Source organism: Pseudomonas sp. NBRC 100443, from assembly GCF_030268185.1.
Lineage (GTDB): Bacteria > Pseudomonadota > Gammaproteobacteria > Pseudomonadales > Pseudomonadaceae > Pseudomonas > Pseudomonas citronellolis.
Window position 1 is genome coordinate 31,575 of record NZ_BSQE01000013.1, and the last position, 18,567, is coordinate 50,141.

Genomic DNA, 18,567 nt, shown 5'->3' on the forward strand with positions numbered 1-18,567 from the left:
AAAGCAGAAACACGTTCAGAGGCGTCGGTCAATGAAGGTGCGCAACCGCGCCAACCGGTGGAAAACACGATTCTCGCGCTTACCCATCGAGCGCTTCGAGGAGAAGGGTTCATCGGCAAATTTTCCATCGATGCGTACGCGAGAGGCCGTAGTGTCCATGAGACAAACGCGTGCACCATGGCGCTGCAGGGCGAACTTCAGGAGCCGCTCCGAATGCACTGGACGACCACTGGAGTCGCAAAAGGCGAGCATATCCTCGATACGGCAACCGTATGCCCAAAAGCTCTCCTTGCCACAGATCGCGAACCGGTCGTTGAGCCCGCCCCACCACTGCCAGTTCGGAATATATACGTTCCGCCGCCGCATCTCCGGCTTGGCGAACACGTAGCCAGGCAACGGATCGTGGTAGAGGATGTCCGGACGGACATAGACCACGAAGTCCGGAGCCGATGGCGCCAGCAGTTCGGTAACTCGATGCAGTGAATTGAGCTGGTGGATCAGATTGCGAACAGAGCGAAAATCATCCCTCCAGGTATCGCCACGCTGCCTGATAGCTTCGAAGTTCCAGCGCTCCAGACAGAGTTCCGGCTCCTCGATGATGCCTTGCATCCCGTGGAACGGCTCGAAATTATCCTCACTCAGCATCCCTTGCTCACCCGAGCGGGGATTGACGATTTCCTGCAGGCGATACAAGTGGTAGTAGCAGGACACCTCCGCAGCAGCGGGAAGCGCCCCCAGGATATTGGCCTGTATCGATGGGAAACAAAGCGTGGAATTACGTGGAATTCCAAAAAAGGCGACAGCGATTTTCAAGATGAGATTCCAGCGTATATTCGACCCGGACACCGCCGGATCGCAGGTTTCATTTCCACCGGGAGAACAGAGACCAGAGCTTGTTTCGACGGCTCAAGGCAACAACACGCACCCGGGAGCCATTCATCCATGCCCGCTCATAATCCCAGGCATGCCCTTTCCATAGTTTCCCAGCCTCATTGGAGAAGCCCAGGGCGAACAGGTCGTACGAGTATCCCGGCCGCTCCCGCAACCAATCGAACAGCACCATGCCGTTGAAGCCGGTCGATGGACCAGCGAAGGGCTTACCGTCCGACCGCAGCTTTGGATAATCGAGCAAGGGCGCCAAGGGGATACGGTCCTCATAGACAGCGACACGCGGCAAGGCCGACATCGGCTTGACCACCCCCACCAGCAAGGTGAAACAGCGCTGCGGCGCCTGCTGGAACAAGTCGCTGATACAGCGACGGCACGGCAAGCCGAAGAAGTAGAAGTCCTGACCATGATAGCCATGCACGAACACCTGGGTGGCGCTGACCGGCAGTAACTCGGCCTTGATGGCCGTATTGAAACTCACCACCACATCCCGGCCCCCCAGTTCCAGCGCATCGAAATCTTCAGCGCGAATCGCCGGGTTGTTGGCGACCAGAACAACTCGCCGGGCCCGGCCGAGCAACTCGCGCAGTTCAGGCGGCAGATTGCTTTCCACCCAGGTATCCGTGCTGGTTGGATTGAGAGTCGGGCCCACGCAGAACTCCAGATTGCTTGCTTGTTGGGACGGCACGGATACTAACACGCAGCTCAATCGTGCCTACCCGGCGCGAAAGCCATAGCGCACGCGCGCCCACCAGCGTGTCAGGGCTCCTGGCTCCTGCCAAGGCCGCAATGGTTCCTGGATTGCCTCAGCAAGATCCTTGCCGACCCGTGCGAAGGTGTAGCGCTCCTCGACGAAGGACTGACCGGCTCTGGCAATGCTCGCGGCTAACTCAGGCTCGGCCTGGAGCTGACGAATCTTCTCCACCGCTTCGTCAACCGAGCGATAGAAGACTGCATTGCGCATGTCCTCAAAACCTAACAGGCGATCTTCCTCGCCCTGACTCCAGGCCAACAGCACACAACCGCAAGCCATGGCCTCGAAGTTTTTGATCATGAACTCGCCCATACCGATATCGGCACTGACGAAAATGCCGATACGGTTGAGGGTTTCCAGATAGTCCCGCCCCGACTCGGTACGGGTTATCAACATCGGCACCCGCGCAGCGATGCTCTCCAGCATCTGTTTGCGCTGGCTGTACTCGCTGCTCTTCAGGCTGCCGAGGAAACCCACGGGAATGTCGCGCACACTTCCTATATTGCGCAGCATTTTCTCGTCGTAGCCCTTGGACACAAAACGCACATCCAGCCCTTCGGCAGCCAAACGCCGAGCAACCAGCGCACCGGAAACGATAATCCGCACCCCCGGCAACCGACGCAGCAATGCGGAGTACTTGCCCAGGTATTTGCTGCCCTGCATGTAGTTCTGATAAGCGTCATGCTCCAAAACCACTAGATTGGGCAGGCAGCGCAGCACGGAATACTGCGGAACCATGCGTTTGAGCCGGGAGAACAGCACGATACGATCGAAGCGGCGATAGTCCACCGACTCCAAGTAACGTCCGAGGTCCATCTGCTGAGCCTTGCTCAGACGGTGAATCTCACACAATTCGCAGTTGCGCTGAATCATTTCGTACAGACGATCGAGGATCACCCTCTGCTCGTCCATCACCATCAACATGACTCTCACTAACCCACTTCCCTGCACAACTGCTCAATCGTCCCGGACAGACGTTTGAGCAATATAGTGAATCATTCAGCCGTATAGGCCGCCGCGCCTTCCTTGACCACCAGGATGTCCTGCATGATCAGGTATTGCAGGTCCGAACCGTAGAACATGTTCAGCGCGTCGGTCGGCGAGCAGATCATCGGCTCGCCGCGACGGTTCAGCGAGGTGTTCAGCGCCACGCCGTTGCCGGTGAGCTTCTCCAGCTCCTTCATGAGGTCGTAGTAGCGCGGGTTGAACTCGCGCTTGAGCACCTGGGCGCGGGAGGTGCCGTCCTCGTGGACGACTTCCGGCACGCGGGTCTTCCACTCTTCGTTGACTTCGAAGGTGAAGGTCATGAACGGCGCCGGGTGGTCGATCTTGAACATCTGCGGGCCGACGGTATCCAGCATCGACGGGCAGAAGGGCCGCCAGCGCTCGCGGAACTTGATCTGCGCGTTGATGCGGTCGGCCACGCCCGGCACGCTCGGGCAGCCGAGGATGGAGCGCCCGCCTAGGGCGCGCGGGCCGAACTCCATGCGGCCCTGGAACCAGGCCACCGGGTTGCCGTCGGCCAGCACCTTGGCGATGGTTTCGGGCACGTTGTCGATCTTGCGCCAGGCCGGCTTGGCCTCGTGACGGGCGCAGGCGGCGATGACGTCTTCGTTGCTGTACTGCGGGCCGAGGTAGACGTGTTCCATCTTCTCCACAGGCACGCCGCGCTCCCAGGATACGTAGGCGGCGGCGCCCACCGCGGTGCCGGCGTCGCTGGCCGCGGGCTGCACGTACAGCTCCTTGACCTCGGGGCGGGCGATGATCTTCTGGTTCAGCTTGACGTTCAGCGCGCAGCCGCCGGCGAAGGCGATCTTGCCGGTTTCGCGGAGGATGTCGCCCAGGTAGTAGTCCATCATCTCCAGCGCCAGTTTCTCGAACAGCGCCTGGATGCTGGCGGCGTAGTGGATGTACGGGTCGTCGGCGATGTCGCCTTCGCGCTTGGGCCCCAGCCACTCGATCAGCTTGGGCGAAAAGTAGTAGCCCTTGCCCTTTTCCTTGTAGCGGCGGAAGCCGATGACGTTGGCGTACTCGGTGTTGATGATCAGCTCGCCGTTCTCGAACTTGGCCAGGCGCGAGAAATCGTACTTGCTGGCGTCGCCGTAGGGCGCCATGCCCATGACCTTGAACTCGCCGTCGAGCATGTCGAAGCCCAGGTACTCGGTCAGCGCGCCGTACAGCCCGCCCAGGGAGTCCGGGTCGTAGAACTCCTTGATCTTGTGGATCTTGCCGTTCTCGCCGTAGCCGAAGAAGGTGGTGGCGTACTCGCCCTTGCCGTCGATCCCGAGGATCGCGGTCTTCTCCTTGAAGCCGGAGCAGTGGTAGGCGCTGGAGGCGTGGGCCAGGTGGTGCTCGACCGGCTGGATCTTGACCTTCTTCAGGTCGAAGCCCAGTTGCTGCAGGCACCACTGGATGCGCTTGTAGTAGCGCTTGTAGCGGCGGTTGCCGAGCAGGATGGCGTCCAGCGCGCGGTCCGGGGCGTAGGCGTAGCGCTTGGCGTAGTGCCAGCGGGCCTTGCCGAACAGGCTGATGGGGGCGAAGGGAATGGCCACCACGTCGACGTCGGCGGGCTTGATGCCGGCCTGTTCCAGGCAGAACTTGGCCGACTCGTAGGGCATGCGGTTCTTCGCGTGCTTGTCGCGGACGAAGCGCTCTTCTTCGACCGCCGCGACCAGCTTGCCGTCGATGTACAGGGCGGCGGAAGGGTCATGGCTTACGGCGCCGGACAGGCCGAGGATGGTCAATGACACGGGTAAGAGCCTCTTTGAAAGCAGCTGGAAGCTTGAAGCCGGAAGCTTGAAGCAACAGCGATGTTCGTCATAGCCCCTGGGGGCTTTCGTCTTCCGGCGTCAAGCCTCGGGCTTGAAACCGGGATAAATTGTCTTAGAAGCAGCTGGAAGCTGGAAGCTTGAAGCCCAAAACACCAGCGCCAACCTCCAGCTCTTGCTTTCAGCTTTCAGCTTTCAGCTTCCAGCTTCCAGCTGCTTTTAGGTATTCGCTCATCCAGCAACCGGTGCAGCGCGCTGCCTTGCGGCCAGTTGCGCAGGAAACGTGCGCGGTCGCGGGCATAGGCGCGCTCGAAACTGGCCTGGCCGTGGTGCTTGTGCATGGCGTCGAGGTCGATCAGCGCCCAGCGCCCCGCATCGCCTTCCCCCTGCCAGAACAGGTTGTGGCCCTTGAGGTCGCCGTGGCTGATGCGCTCGCGCCGCAGCGCCGCGAACAGGCTGTCCAGGGCCTTGAGTTCGGCCTCCGGTGGCATGCCGGCCCCGTCCGGATCGTCCAGATGGGGTTTGAAACGGGCAATTATATCCTGCCCGGCCAGGTAATCGGTAATCAGGAAGGCCGGCCCGCGCAGCCACAGCCAGCGCCGTTCCAGCACCGCCAGGGGTTTCGCGGTGGCGATGCCGAGGGCTTCCAGGCGGTTGCCCTCGCGCCAGGAGGCCCAGGCGCGGCTGGGGCGCCAGAAGCGCTTTAGCCAGTGCAGCAGGTTCTTGATGTTGTAACGCTTGACTACCAGTGGGCGGCCATCCAGCTCCACTTTCGCCACGGTAGCGGCACCGCCGGTCTTGTAGACATGCCCCCGGTCAATGAAAGCGTCCGGCTCGGCCAGCAGCGGCGCCAGGCCGGCTTCCTCTTCGCGGCGCACCGCGCGCAGGCCGAAGGCGCCGCGGCGCACGCTGAACAGGCTGCAGTCGCGGCCGATCTTCTTCAGCAGGTCGGCGACGCGCCAGCGGCGCACCCGGGCGATCTCCTTCTGCAGGGCCTCCAGCGGCAGCGCGTGCTCGCCGTTGACCAGCAGGTAATGCACCAGCAGTTCTTCGAGGAAGGGGTCGAGGCTGGCCGGCAGTTGGGCGAAGAACACTCCGAGGTTTTCCAGCACGTGCTTGCGCGACAGCGGCTGGCCGGGCGTCTCGGCGCGGATGCCGGCGCCGTCGATCAGGTACAGGCGGCCATCGTGGCGCAGCAGGTTGTCCAGGTGCAGGTCTTCCTGCCAGAGGCCCTTGGCGTGCAGTTCGGCGATGGCCGCCAGGGCCTCGCCGAGCACCGCCTGCTGGGCGTCGGACAGCGCCGGCTCGGCTTCCACCGCGCGCCAGGCGTCGCCCAGGCTGTGGGCATCGTCGAGGAATTCGAAGAGCAGCCAGCCGCCCTCGCCTTCGCGCAGGCCGTCGGCCAGCAGCAGCGGCGTGGTCAGGCCCTGTTCGGCGAGCAGGCGCACGCCGGCCAGCTCGCGCTGGAAGTGCCGCGCGGCCTTGCCGCCGACCAGCAGCTTGGCCAGCACCTGGCGCCCGCGCCAGTTGCCTGCGCCGACGTAGCGCCGGCCCGGCAGCACGCGCAGCAGGCTGTCCAGGCGCAGTTCGGCGGGGCCGGCGCCATCGGCCAGTTCCAGTCGCAGCGGCAGCGTCGGCTGGCGCCCGGCGCTTCGCATCTCGCCCAGCCTCACCCGCGTTTCTCCTTCTTGCGCCGGCGCGCGCCCAGGCGCTTGTACCAGTGGTCCACCTCGGCGCCGCTGGCCGCGCTGCCCAGGTAGGCGGCGAGCAGTTGGCGCACGTCCACCTCGCTCCAGTCCGGCGCGCGGCGCAGCAGCGGCTCCAGGTCCTTGACGCGGTCGCGCAGGCCGAACCACAGCGGGCGGGTCTTCTCCAGGTCGATCAGGCAGGCCTGGAAGCCGTCCTCGGCCTCCCGCAGGAAGATGTGCTTGGGATAGAAGCAGCCGTGCATCTGCCCGGCCTCGTGCAGGCGCCGGGCGAGCATGCCGCAGGCGTGCAGGATGGCCTGGCGGCGCTCCGCCGGCAGGCCGGACCAGTCCTTCAGCCAGGCGTCCAGGTCGCGCCAGCCGTCCAGCGCGCGGGTCACCAGGATGGCGCGGCGCTCGCCGCCCTCGCGGCGTTCGCCGAAGAAGGCCGCCTGCAACGCCGGGATGCCCAGTTGCTGGTAGCGCTGGATGTTGCGGAACTCACGGGCGAAGGTCGGCTCGCCGCCCGGGCGCAGCAGGCTGCGCGTGAGGTGGTTGCTCTGCCGCTTGAGGTAGTAGGCGCCGCCGTCCAGCTCCAGGCGGAACACGCAGCTCATGCCGCCGCGCTCGGTGTTGGGCTCGTCCACCGCCTCCAGCGGCAGCGTCCAGAGCGCGTCGAAGTCGGCCAGGCCCTGGCTGTGCAGGCGCTCGCGGTCGTCGTCGGCGATGAAGTCGTTCACTCGCGTCCCTCGTAGAAATGGGCGATGCGCCGCACGCGGACCTTGTCCGAGGCGTTCAGCCGCTCGCGCCGGCGGTACTGCAGGTAGAAGCGCAGGCGCTGGGTGGCGGAAAGGTGGTGCTTGGCCACCTTGTCCAGGGTCGCCAGGTCCTTGGTCACGCGGTGGCGCAGCATGAAACTGACCCAGTAGTTGCCGATCGGGCAGTCGATGAAATACACGGTGCCGGCGGCGTCGACCAGGATGTTGCGCCACTTCAGGTCGTTGTGGGTGAAGTGGTGGTCATGCATCAGCCGGGTATGAGCGGCCAGTTGCTGGCTGACGTGGTCGACCCAGGCGCGGTCGCGCAGGCGCGGGTCGTCGCGCCGGGCCAGCGCGGCCAGGTCCTCGGTGCCCGGCACTTCGCGGGTGACCATGGCGCCGCGGACGAAGGCGCCGCGCCTGCGCTCCAGGCCCCAGGCCACCACTTCGGCGGTGGGGATGCCCCACTTGGCGAACTGCTTGAGGTTCTGCCACTCGGCCTTGATCCGCGGCCGCGCGAGGTAGCGGTGGTAACCCTTGCCGGCGCTGTTGTAGCGCTTGACGTAGTAGCGCACGCCGTCGCGCTCGATGCGGATCACTTCGGACTTGGGGTCCTTGGTCAGGCGCTCGCCCTGCAGGGCGAATACCGCGTCCAGGCTGCCGAAGTCGGCGGACAGGTGGCTGTAGGCGGGTTCCAGGGTCCAGCCCGACATCAGAGCAGGTCTCCGTAGCGCTGCTTGCGATCGTAGAGTTTGGCGGCCTTGCGCTCCATCCAGGCGAGCAGAGCGGCCTCCTCGCGGAGGATGTCGCGCAGGGGCTTGCGGAAGTAACCGCGCAGGAAGCGTAGCTTGTCGCGTTGCGTCAGGCCGATGTCCAGCGCCGAGAAGTACAGCGCGGCCAGGTCCTTGTCGCGCCAGCGCCGCGGCGTGGCGGCGCGGGTCTGGGCGCGGTGCAGGTCGATCACCGACAGGCGCAGGTCGTCGGGCGTCGGCGGGCGGTCGGTGTGCAGCAGGAAGTGGCAGATGTAGCAGTCGCGGTGGTTCACCCCGGCGCGGTGCATGGTGCCGACCATCTTCGCCACTTCGTCGATCAGCGCGCGCTTGAAGCGCGGCTGCGGCGGCTCGCGCAGCCAGTTCAGCGACAGCTGTTCGAGATCGATGGTGGGCGCCAGTTCCTCGGTGACGATGAAGGAATGCTGGCGCGCCGGGTCGCCGCCGCGCTCGCCGTAGGCCACCGCGGTCATGGTCGCCACGCCGGCCTGGTGCAGGCGCTCCAGGGCGCGTTGCTCCTGGCCGGCACCGAGCACCGGGAGCTTGGCGCTGAGCAGGTTCTTGAAGATTTCGCCCCAGCCGATGCCGCGGTGGATCTTGACGAAGTAGCCGCGGCCGTCGACCTCGGTGCGCAGGGTACGGCGGCCTTCCAGCTCGCGGTAGACCTTGCCCTGCAGGCGCTCGACCTCGACGAAGGGGTCCTTGCCGGCCCACAGGCTCCTGAACGGCTCGCGCAGCTCAAGCTTCATGGGCGCCCGCCTTTCGTAGGAGCCCGGGGAAGCCGGGGAGAGGGGTGTTCATGGGCGCTCCTGCAGGATCACGTCCGCGGCGTGCTGCGGCATGGAGTACAGGTCCGCCGTGTCGGCGAAGGCCAGGCCGTTGCGCGACCAGGCAGCGCGCGCCGCGTCGTCCCGGAGCATCTCCGCCAGCATGCGGTTGAAGGCGTCCTGCTCGAAGGGCGACGGCACTACGCGGCCGGCATCGGCTTCGGCGATGTAGTGGGCGTAGCCGCAGACGTCGGTGACCAGCACCGGCAGGCCGGCGACCACCGCCTCCAGCAGCACGGTGCCGGTGTTCTCGTTGTACGCCGGGTGGATCAGCAGGTCGGCGCCGAGCAGGAAACGCGGGATGTCGCTGCGGCCCTTGAGGATCTGCACGTGGTCCGACAGGCCCAGGGCCTTCACCTGCAGCAGGAAGGGCTTGGGGTCGTCCTGGCCGATGGCGATCAGCCGGGTGCGCTTGCGCAGGTCCCGCGGCAGCGCCGCCAGGGCCTTGAGGCTACGATCCAGGCCCTTGGTCTTGAAGCCCGAACCGATCTGCACCAGCAGCAGGTCGTCGTCGGCCAGCTTGAATTCGCGGCGGAAGTCGGCGCGGATTTCCGCGGCGTTGGCCGGCGCCCGGCGGTCCAGGGCGATGCCCGGAGGCAGCAGGTGGAAGCGCTCGATCGGGGTGTGGTAGTGCTTGATGAACAGCGGCTGCTGCACCTCGGAGATCATCAGCACCTCGGTCTTCGACTCGGGGGCGAACACCGCCCGCTCGTAGTCGGCGAAGTGCTTGTAGCGGCCCCAGCGGCGGTAGATGGGGTTGCGCAGGGTCTGCGCCTTGTCTTCGAAGCAGCCGTCGGCGGCGTAGTAGACGTCGAGGCCCGGCATCTTGTTGAAGCCGATCACCCGGTCCACCGGGTCGCGCGCAAGGTCGGCGGCCAGCCAGGCGCTGAACTTCTCGTTGCGGCGGTGGTTGAACAGCGCCTTGACCGGCGCCACGCGCACGTCGAAACCGGGCGGCACCTCGCCCTCCCAGATCGGCGTGTAGACGCGGATGGAATGGCCGCGCTTCTGGCATTCCAGGGCGATGCGCATGAAGTCGCGCTGCAACCCGCCGAAGGGGAAGTACTTGTACAGGACGAAAGCCAGTTTCATCGAAGCGTCTCCGGGGCCAGCAGCAGCGCCTCCAGTTGCAGCGCCACGCGCTGCGGGTTCAGGCGCGTGAAGCACAGGGGCTGCTCTTGCCGCAGGTCGAACTGGCGCTTGTCTTCGGCCGTCGGCTGGTAGGTGCAGGTCTTCTGCAGGCAGGGTGCGCAGGGCCAGTCGCTGGCCAGGTGCACCTGGGAACGCCCGTAGGCGCCGGTCAGCCCGGGGTTGGTCGGACCGAACAGCGACAGCGTCGGCACGTCCAGGGCGGCGGCCAGGTGCCCGAGCCCGGTGTCCACCGCCACGCAGGCGGAAGCGCCGGCCAGGACCTTGGCCATGCCTGCGAGGGATAACCTGGGGAGCACCGAGGCGTTTTCCAAGCCCTGGGCGATGCGCTCGGCGCGCTGGCGCTCGTTGTCGTTGCCCCAGGGCAGGCGCACCGACCAGCCGCGCTCGCCCATGCGTTCGGCCAGCTCGCGCCAGTAGGCCTCGGGCCAGTGCTTGGTGACCCAGGTGGTGCCGTGCAGGAAGACCAGATAAGGCTCGCCGGCGCTCCCGTCGATCAGCAGGCCGCGGTCCAGGCCGTAGTCGCCGACGCCCGCCGGCAGCGGGTAATCCAGCGCCTGGGCGAACAGCTGGCGCACGCGCTCCACCGCGTGCTGACCCCAGGCGACCGGGTAGCCGCGGTCGTAGAAGCGGCTGGCCGCCGGCTCGCGCGCGGATTCCCTGTCCAGCCCGGCGACCGGCACCTTCTTCGCGTAGCGCGTCAGCCAGGCGCTCTTGAGCAGGCCCTGGGCGTCGATCACCAGGTCATAGTCGACCTCGCGCAGGCGCTTCTTGAAACGCCGCCACTCGCCGTTCTTCAGGGTCTGCCAGAGGTTCTTGCGCCAGCGCCGGATGGCCACCGGGATGACCTGGGCCACCGCCGGGTGCCAGGCCGGGATCTCGGCGAAGCCTTCCTCCACCACCCAGTCGAACTGGATGCCGGGGATGGCCCGGGCGGCGTCGGTGAGCGCCGGCAGGGTATGGATGACGTCGCCCAGGGACGACGTCTTGATCAGCAGTACCCTCATTCGACGTCGACCGGGTCCGCGACCAGGCGGTCGAGCGCCTGCAGCACCATCGACGGCGGCAGCTCGCGCAGGCAGTTGTAGTGGCCGAAGCGGCACACGCGGTCGAAGCAGGGGCTGCATTCCAGGCCCAGGCGGACGATTTCCACGGCATCGGCCAGCGGCGGGGTGAACTGCGGCGAGGTGGAGCCGTAGACCGCCACCAGCGGGCGGTTCAGCGCGGCGGCCACGTGCATCAGGCCGGAGTCGTTGCTGACCACGGCGCAGGCGCAGGACATCAGGTCGATGGCCTCGGCCAGGGCGGTTCCGCCGGCGAGGTTGACCGACTCCTCGCGCAGGCCGGGGATCAGCCGCGAGCGGATGTCCTCGCCGCCGGGGTGGTCGTTCTTCGAGCCGAAGATCCACACCTGCCAGCCGGCGCGGATCTTCGCCTCGGCGACCTTGGCATAGAACTCCGCCGGCCAGCGCTTGGCCTCGCCGAACTCGGCGCCGGGGCACAGCGCCAGCACCGGGCGGTCCAGGCTCAGGCCGAACTTGGCCAGGGCCGCGTCGCGGCTGGCCGGGTCGATGGCCAGGCGCGGCTGCGGGTAGGGCTTGGGCAGCTCGGCGCCCGGCGGGTAGGCCAGGGCCATGAAGCGCTCGATCATCAGCGGGTAGCGCGCCTTGTCGAGCTTGCGCACGTCGTTGAGCAGGCCGTAGCGCATCTCGCCCTTCCAGCCGGTGCGCCTGGCGATGCCGGCGAAGAACGGCACCAGCGCGGACTTGAGCGAGTTGGGCAGGAGGATGGCCTGGTCGTACCGGCCGGCCAGGGACTTGCCGATGCGCCGGCGCGCGGCGATGTCGAGCACGCCGTGGCCGAGCGGGAAGCTCAGGGCCTGGCGCACTTCGGGCATGCGTTCGAGGATCGGCCGGCTCCACTCGGGCGCCAGCACGTCGATCTGGCAGTCGGGGTGTTCGCGCTTCAGGCACTCGAAGAGCGTCTGCGCCATCACCATGTCGCCGACCCAGGAGGGACCTACGATCAGAATGTTCATAAGCTGGAGGCTGAAAGCTCGAAGCTGGAAGCCTGTCTGGAACCGCGTTGGCTTCCGACTTCAGGCTTCCAGCTTCCGGCTCATTTGACCAGAGTGCGCCACTCCGGATGGGCGCTGGTCTTGCCGGTGACCAGGTCGAAGTAGGCCTTCTGCAGTCGCTCGGTCACCGGGCCGCGGCGGCCGATGCCGATCTGCCGGCCGTCCACCTCGCGGATCGGGGTGACTTCGGCGGCGGTGCCGGTGAAGAAGGCTTCGTCGGCGATGTACACCTCGTCGCGGGTGATGCGCTTCTCCACCACCCTGATGCCCAGCTCGTCGGCCAGGGTCAGCACGGTGTTGCGGGTGATGCCGTTCAGGCAGGCGGTGACTTCCGGGGTGTAGATCACGCCGTCCTTGATGATGAAGATGTTCTCGCCCGAGCCCTCGGCCACGTAGCCTTCGGGGTCCAGCATCATGGCCTCGTCGGCGCCGCCGGAGATGGCTTCCTGCAGGGCCAGCATCGAGTTGATATAGGCGCCGTTGGACTTGGCGCGGGTCATGGAGATGTTCACGTGGTGGCGGGTGAAGGAGCTGGTGCGCACCTTGATGCCCTGCTCCAGGGCGTCGTCGCCCATGTAGGCGCCCCAGTGCCAGGCGGCGACTATCACGTGGACCTTCAGGCCGGCGGCGCGCAGGCCCATGCCTTCGCTTCCGTAGAACACCATCGGGCGGATGTAGGCGCTTTCCAGGTTGTTCTCGCGGACCGCGGCGCGGGTCGCTTCGTTGATCTCTTCCTTGGTGAACGGCATCTTCATGTTCATGATGTGCGCCGAGTCGAAGAGACGGTCGGTGTGGGCCTGCAGGCGGAAGATCGCGGTGCCCTGCGGGGTGTTGTAGGCGCGCACGCCCTCGAACACGCCCATGCCGTAGTGCAGGGTGTGGGTCAGAACGTGGGTGGTCGCGTCGCGCCACTGCACCAGTTCGCCGTCATACCAGATCACGCCATCACGATCGGCCATCGACATATTTGCCAGCTCCTCACAGAAATTCGTCGTCCGGTCGCCGCGGAACCCAGCCCCGCCGGCGACCTGTGCGTACTGCCCGGGATCAGGCGAGCTCGAGCTCGCGCCAGATCCGCATCACTCCGCGGCGTTCTTCATGGAAACGGTCGCCGCCCACTACCCCTGGCTGTTTCTGCAGCGCCAGACGGTGCGCGGCTGCGCGATAGGCCTTGTAGGCCTCCTGCAGGAAACGGACGTCCTCGCTGGCGATCAGGCCAGCCCGCTCCAACCCTTCCAGGATGCGGATGTTGTCGGTGAACTGCAGCAACCCAGGGTGCTGCCACGACCAGGCAAGGGCCGCATATTGCACCATAAATTCGATATCGACGATACCACCGGCATCCTGCTTGAGATCGAAGGGCGCCGCGGCTTCGAAGGCATTCGGCGCGGTGCCGGCGGCGGTCGCGGGGGTGCCCAGGTTGTCGCGCATCTTCGCGCGCATCTCGCTGACTTCCCGGCGCAGCTCGGCCAGGTCGCGATGGCGCCCCACCACCGCGGCGCGGATGCCCTCGAAGGCTTCGGCCACCCGCGCACTGCCGGCCAGCACGCGGGCGCGCACCAGGGCCTGGTGCTCCCAGGTCCAGGCCTCGTTCTGCTGGTAGGCCTGGAAGGCCGCCAGCGAACTCACCAGCAGGCCGGCGGCGCCGCTGGGGCGCAGGCGCATGTCCACCTCGTAGAGCGCGCCGGAAGTGGTCTGGGTGGTGAGGAAGTGGATGATCTTCTGCCCCAGGCGGGTGAAGAACTGCGAGCCGTCGATGGGCTTGGCGCCGTCGGTCTCGCGCTGCGGGTCGCCATCGTGGATGAACACCAGGTCCAGGTCCGAGCCGTGGCCCAGCTCCAGGCCGCCGACCTTGCCGTAGCCGACGATGATGAAGTCGGTGTCGCAAGGCGTGCCGTCGGCGCGCAGCGGCCGGCCGTGGCGCTGCACCAGCTGGTGCCAGGCCAGGGCCAGGACCTGTTCGAGGATGGCCTCGGCGAGCCAGGTCAGGTAGTCGCTGACCTTCATCAGCGGCAGGGTGCCGGCGATCTCCGAGGCCACCACGCGCAGGCCGTGGGCCAGCTTGAAGTGACGGAGGGTCTCCATCTGCTGCTCAAGGTCGTCCTCGGGGATGCGCATCAGCCGCTCGCGCAGCTCGGCGATCAGCTCCGGCGCCTGCGGCGGACTGAGCAGGCGCCCTTCATTAAGCAGCTCGTCCAGCAGAATGGGGAACTTGGCGATCTGCTCGGCCACCATCGGGCTGGCCGCGCACAGCGTCAGCAGGCGCTCCAGGGCGCCGGGGTTTTCGGTGAGCAGCACCAGGTAGGCCGAGCGCCGAGCCACCGCCTCCACCAGGGGTAGCACGCGCTCCAGGGTCAGGTCCGGCTTCTCGTGCTCGGCGAGCATGTTCAGCAGCCGCGGGACGAAGGCGTCCAGGCGCTCGCGGCCCAGGCGCTGCATGGCGCGCACCTGGTTGCCGTGGCGCAGGTCGATGAGCCGCTTGAAGGCCGCCGCCGGCTCGGCGAACCCGGCCTCGGCCAGTTGCCGGCAGGCGGACTCCTCGTCCATCTGCTCTTCCCACAGCGGCAGCCACTCGGCGCCAGGGGTGGCGCCCTCGTTCTCGCCGCTCTCGTCCTCGTCGGGGTCGGCGATCACCTGGCGGAAGTGCCAGTCGACGCGCTCGCGCCAGTGGTTGATCGCCTCGTGGAACGCCGACCAGTTGGCGAAGCCCATGATGAAGGCGACACGGATGCGCGACAGCTCGTCCTCCGGCAGCATCTGCGTCTGCCGGTCGTCGATGGCCTGCAGGGCGTGCTCGGCGTAGCGCAGGAACTGGTAGCCCTCGCGCAGCTCGGCGATTACCTGCGGCGGCAGGTAGCCCTGCCCTTCGAGTGTCGCCAGCACCCGCAGCAGCGGCCGCTGCTGCAGGCTCAGGTCGCGGCCGCCGTGGATCAGCTGGAAGGCCTGGGCGATGAACTCCACCTCGCGGATGCCGCCGGCGCCGAGCTTGATGTTCTCGCTCATGCCCTTGCGCCGCACTTCCTGCTGGATCAGCTGCTTCATGCTGCGCAGCGCCTCGATGGCCGAGAAGTCCAGGTAGCGCCGGTAGACGAACGGCCGCAGCAGCTCCAGCAGGCGCTGGCCGGCGTCCTGGTCGCCGCCGACCACCCGCGCCTTGATCATGGCGTAGCGTTCCCAGTCGCGGCCCTGGTCCTGGTAGTACTGCTCCAGTGCGGCGAAGCTGTGCACCAGCGGGCCGCTGGAGCCATAGGGGCGCAGGCGCATGTCGACGCGGAAGACGAAGCCTTCGACGGTGATCGCATCCAGCGCCTTGATCAGCTTCTGCCCCAGGCGGGTGAAGAACTCCTGGTTGTCCAGGGCGCGGCGGGCGCCCTGGGTCTCGCCGCCCTCGGGGTAGCCGAAGATCAGGTCGATGTCCGAGGACAGGTTCAGCTCGCCGGCGCCCAGCTTGCCCATGCCCAGCACCACCAGTTGCTGCGGCAGGCCGGAGCGGTGGCCGATGGGGGTGCCGAACTGCTGGCAATGCCTGTCGTAGAGCCAGCGGTAGGCCAGGTCGATGCAATTGTCGGCGAGGTCCGACAGGTCGCGGCAGGTGCCGGCCAGGTCGCTGCCGCGGGTCAGGTCGCGCCAGACGATGCGTATCTGCTGGCGCCGGCGGAAGCGGCGCAGGCGGCGGCCCAGTTCGTCCTCGTCGGCGCAGTCGGCCAGCAGCGCTTCCAGTTGCGCGCGCATCTCGCCGCGCTCCAGCGGCCGGTCCAGCTGGCCGCTGGCCACCAGTTCGAGGAAGCCCGCGGCATCGCGCGCCGCCTGCTCGGCGACGAAGTCGCTGGCGGCGCAGACCTGGGCGAAGTCGGCGTGGCGCTCGGCGGACCACTGCTCATAAAGGGCGGCGTTTTCGGCGGGAAGATCGGCTACGGCGGTGCTGAAGGTCTGCCCCGCGCGCTCGGCGAGGGGCTTCAGGGTGGCCGGCAAGGCGGCCCGGGACGGCAGAGTCATGCATCGATCCTGATGAACGGCAACCCCGCGGAAGCCCCGCCATTCGGGCGCCTGTAGTTTTACTACTAACTTTTTTCGCCCAAGGGCTGTATCCAGTCGCGTTTTGTAGTAAAACTACAACCCGCCGGAACCACCCCCGGTGCACTTCCAAGAATTCGCGGCGTCGCCCACGAGGCCGGCGCTGCTATCGGCAACGATCTACTGGCTTTCGATTCTGGAAGCCTTTCCGCCCTGGAGCAAGCCATGCAAGACCTTGATCCCGTCGAAACCCAGGAATGGCTGGACGCCCTGGAATCGGTCCTGGACCGTGAAGGTGAAGACCGCGCCCACTACCTGATGACCCGCATGGGCGAGCTGGCCAGCCGGTCCGGCACCCAACTGCCCTACGCCATCACCACGCCCTACCGCAACACCATCCCGGTGACCCACGAAGCACGCATGCCCGGCGACCTGTTCATGGAACGCCGCATTCGCTCGCTGGTGCGCTGGAACGCCCTGGCCATGGTGATGAAGGCGAACAAGCACGACCCGGATCTGGGCGGCCACATCTCCTCCTTCGCTTCCTCGGCGACGCTCTACGACATCGGCTTCAACTACTTCTTCCAGGCCCCGACCGAAGAACACGGCGGCGACCTGGTGTTCTTCCAGGGCCACGCCTCCCCCGGCGTGTACGCCCGCGCCTTCCTCGAAGGGCGCATCAGCGAAGACCAGTTGAACAACTTCCGCCAGGAAGTGGACGGCCACGGCCTATCCTCCTACCCGCACCCCTGGCTGATGCCGGACTTCTGGCAGTTCCCCACCGTGTCCATGGGCCTGGGCCCGATCCAGGCGATCTACCAGGCGCGCTTCATGAAGTACCTGGAGAGCCGCGGCTTCATCCCCGCCGGCAAGCAGAAGGTCTGGTGCTTCATGGGCGACGGCGAGTGCGACGAGCCCGAATCCCTGGGCGCCATCTCCCTGGCCGGCCGCGAGAAGCTGGACAACCTGATCTTCGTCATCAACTGCAACCTGCAGCGCCTCGACGGCCCGGTGCGCGGCAACGGCAAGATCATCCAGGAACTCGAAGGCGTGTTCCGCGGCGCCGAGTGGAACGTCAACAAGGTCATCTGGGGCCGCTTCTGGGACCCGCTGTTCGCCAAGGACACCGCCGGCCTGCTGCAGGCGCGCATGGACGAGGTCATCGACGGCGAATACCAGAACTACAAGGCGAAAGACGGCGCCTACGTGCGCGAGCACTTCTTCGGTGCGCGTCCGGAGCTGCTGGAGATGGTCAAGGACCTCTCCGACGAGGAAATCTGGAAGCTCAACCGTGGCGGCCACGACCCCTACAAGGTCTATGCGGCCTACCACCAGGCGGTCAACCACAAGGGCCAGCCGACCGTCATCCTGGCCAAGACCATCAAGGGCTATGGCACCGGCTCGGGCGAAGCGAAGAACATCGCGCACAACGTCAAGAAGGTCGACGTCGAGAGCCTGAAGTCGTTCCGCGACAAGTTCGACATCCCGATCAAGGATGCCGACCTGGAAAACCTGCCGTTCTACCGCCCCGAGGAAGGCAGCGCCGAGGCCAAGTACCTGGCCGAGCGCCGCGCCGCCCTGGGTGGCTACATGCCGGTGCGCCGGCAGAAGAGCTTCCAGGTCCCGGTTCCCCCGCTGGACACCCTCAAGGCCATCCTCGACGGCTCGGGCGACCGCGAAATCTCCACCACCATGGCCTTCGTGCGAATCATCTCGCAGCTGGTCAAGGACAAGGAGCTCGGCCCGCGCATCGTGCCGATCGTGCCCGACGAAGCCCGTACCTTCGGCATGGAAGGCATGTTCCGCCAGCTCGGCATCTATTCCTCCGTCGGCCAGCTGTACGAGCCGGTGGACAAGGACCAGGTGATGTTCTACCGCGAGGACAAGAAGGGCCAGATCCTCGAGGAAGGCATCAACGAGGCCGGCGCCATGTCCAGCTGGATCGCCGCCGGCACCTCGTACTCCACCCACAACCAGCCGATGCTGCCGTTCTACATCTTCTATTCGATGTTCGGCTTCCAGCGCATCGGCGACCTGGCCTGGGCCGCCGGCGACAGCCGCGCCCACGGCTTCCTGGTCGGCGGCACCGCCGGGCGCACCACCCTGAACGGCGAAGGCCTGCAGCACGAGGACGGCCACAGCCACATCCTGGCCTCGACCATCCCCAACTGCCGCACCTACGATCCGACCTATGCCTACGAGCTGGCGGTGATCATCCGCGAAGGCGCGCGGCAGATGATCGAAGAGCAGCAGGACATCTTCTACTACATCACCGTGATGAACGAGAACTACGTCCAGCCGGCCATGCCCAAGGGCGTGGAGGAAGGCATCATCAAGGGCATGTACCTGCTCGACGAGGACAAGAAGGACGCCGCTCACCACGTGCAGCTGCTGGGCTCGGGCACCATCCTCCGCGAAGTGGAAGCCGCGGCGAAGATCCTCCGCGAGGACTTCGGCATCGGCGCCGACGTCTGGTCGGTCCCCAGCTTCAACGAGCTGCGCCGCGACGGCCTGGCCGTGGAGCGCTGGAACCGCCTGCACCCGGGCCAGAAGCCCAAGCTGAGCTACGTCGAGGAATGCCTGGGCGGCCGCAAGGGCCCGGTCATCGCCTCCACCGACTACATGAAGCTGTACGCCGAGCAGATCCGCCAGTGGGTCCCGAGCAAGGAGTACAAGGTCCTGGGCACCGACGGCTTCGGCCGCAGCGACAGCCGTCGCAAGCTGCGTGACTTCTTCGAAGTGGACCGCCGCTGGGTCGTCCTGGCCGCGCTGGAAGCCCTGGCCGACCGTGGCGACATCGACGCCAAGGTGGTGGCCGAGGCCATCGCCAAGCTCGGTATCGACCCGGAAAAACGCAACCCGCTGGACTGCTGAGGA

At 66.5% G+C, this 18,567-nt stretch carries 14 protein-coding genes; 1 reads left to right on the forward strand and 13 read right to left on the reverse strand.

Annotated elements, in window-relative coordinates; translation table 11 throughout:
• Positions 1 to 15: 15 nt before the first annotated feature.
• The 13 genes from QSJ95_RS17860 to glnE form a co-directional block, all read right to left on the reverse strand.
• Complete coding sequence (locus tag QSJ95_RS17860; RefSeq protein WP_285644415.1) at positions 16 to 816, reverse strand: hypothetical protein; 801 nt, start codon at positions 814 to 816, stop codon at positions 16 to 18.
• A 46-nt stretch (positions 817 to 862) separates the two neighbouring features.
• Positions 863 to 1,540 (reverse strand): hypothetical protein, encoded by a 678-nt coding sequence (locus QSJ95_RS17865; protein ID WP_285644250.1) that lies wholly within the window; start codon positions 1,538 to 1,540, stop codon positions 863 to 865.
• Between the two features lie 63 nt (positions 1,541 to 1,603).
• Positions 1,604 to 2,575 carry a glycosyltransferase gene (locus QSJ95_RS17870; protein WP_285644251.1) on the reverse strand — a complete coding sequence of 324 codons (972 nt, stop codon included), beginning with the start codon at positions 2,573 to 2,575 and terminating at the stop codon, positions 1,604 to 1,606.
• A 62-nt stretch (positions 2,576 to 2,637) separates the two neighbouring features.
• Positions 2,638 to 4,392, reverse strand: coding sequence for a carbamoyltransferase family protein (locus QSJ95_RS17875; protein ID WP_285644253.1), 1,755 nt, complete (start codon positions 4,390 to 4,392; stop codon positions 2,638 to 2,640).
• Between the two features lie 206 nt (positions 4,393 to 4,598).
• Positions 4,599 to 6,083, reverse strand: coding sequence for a lipopolysaccharide kinase InaA family protein (locus QSJ95_RS17880; RefSeq protein WP_285644255.1), 1,485 nt, complete (start codon positions 6,081 to 6,083; stop codon positions 4,599 to 4,601).
• Positions 6,080 to 6,835, reverse strand: a complete 756-nt coding sequence (locus tag QSJ95_RS17885; RefSeq protein WP_009613575.1) for a lipopolysaccharide kinase InaA family protein — start codon at positions 6,833 to 6,835, stop codon at positions 6,080 to 6,082. Before QSJ95_RS17885 ends, QSJ95_RS17880 begins: the two co-directional genes overlap by 4 nt.
• Positions 6,832 to 7,566 (reverse strand): lipopolysaccharide kinase InaA family protein, encoded by a 735-nt coding sequence (locus QSJ95_RS17890; RefSeq protein ID WP_285644257.1) that lies wholly within the window; start codon positions 7,564 to 7,566, stop codon positions 6,832 to 6,834. The genes QSJ95_RS17885 and QSJ95_RS17890 overlap by 4 nt, the downstream gene beginning before the upstream one ends.
• Positions 7,566 to 8,372 (reverse strand): lipopolysaccharide core heptose(I) kinase RfaP, encoded by an 807-nt coding sequence (rfaP, locus tag QSJ95_RS17895; RefSeq protein WP_043268509.1) that lies wholly within the window; start codon positions 8,370 to 8,372, stop codon positions 7,566 to 7,568. The genes QSJ95_RS17890 and rfaP overlap by 1 nt, the downstream gene beginning before the upstream one ends.
• A gap of 48 nt (positions 8,373 to 8,420) precedes the next feature.
• The gene (locus QSJ95_RS17900; protein ID WP_043316965.1) at positions 8,421 to 9,542 is read right to left on the reverse strand and encodes a glycosyltransferase family 4 protein; all 1,122 of its coding nucleotides are present in this window, start codon (positions 9,540 to 9,542) and stop codon (positions 8,421 to 8,423) included.
• On the reverse strand, positions 9,539 to 10,606 hold the full coding sequence (gene waaC / locus QSJ95_RS17905; RefSeq protein ID WP_043316968.1) for a lipopolysaccharide heptosyltransferase I: 1,068 nt from the start codon (positions 10,604 to 10,606) through the stop codon (positions 9,539 to 9,541). The genes QSJ95_RS17900 and waaC overlap by 4 nt, the downstream gene beginning before the upstream one ends.
• Positions 10,603 to 11,637: a lipopolysaccharide heptosyltransferase II gene (gene waaF / locus QSJ95_RS17910; RefSeq protein ID WP_285644263.1), complete on the reverse strand. Its 1,035-nt coding sequence runs from the start codon at positions 11,635 to 11,637 to the stop codon at positions 10,603 to 10,605. The genes waaC and waaF overlap by 4 nt, the downstream gene beginning before the upstream one ends.
• A gap of 80 nt (positions 11,638 to 11,717) precedes the next feature.
• Entirely contained in the window at positions 11,718 to 12,641 is a 924-nt protein-coding gene (gene ilvE / locus QSJ95_RS17915) for a branched-chain-amino-acid transaminase (RefSeq protein ID WP_009613587.1), read from the reverse strand.
• An 82-nt stretch (positions 12,642 to 12,723) separates the two neighbouring features.
• Positions 12,724 to 15,672 carry a bifunctional [glutamate--ammonia ligase]-adenylyl-L-tyrosine phosphorylase/[glutamate--ammonia-ligase] adenylyltransferase gene (gene glnE / locus QSJ95_RS17920; RefSeq protein ID WP_285644265.1) on the reverse strand — a complete coding sequence of 983 codons (2,949 nt, stop codon included), beginning with the start codon at positions 15,670 to 15,672 and terminating at the stop codon, positions 12,724 to 12,726.
• A gap of 243 nt (positions 15,673 to 15,915) precedes the next feature.
• Between glnE and aceE the strand changes: the two genes are divergently transcribed.
• A complete protein-coding gene (aceE, locus tag QSJ95_RS17925; protein ID WP_009613590.1) occupies positions 15,916 to 18,564 on the forward strand; it encodes a pyruvate dehydrogenase (acetyl-transferring), homodimeric type in 2,649 nt (882 codons plus the stop codon).
• The last annotated feature ends 3 nt before the right edge of the window (positions 18,565 to 18,567 follow it).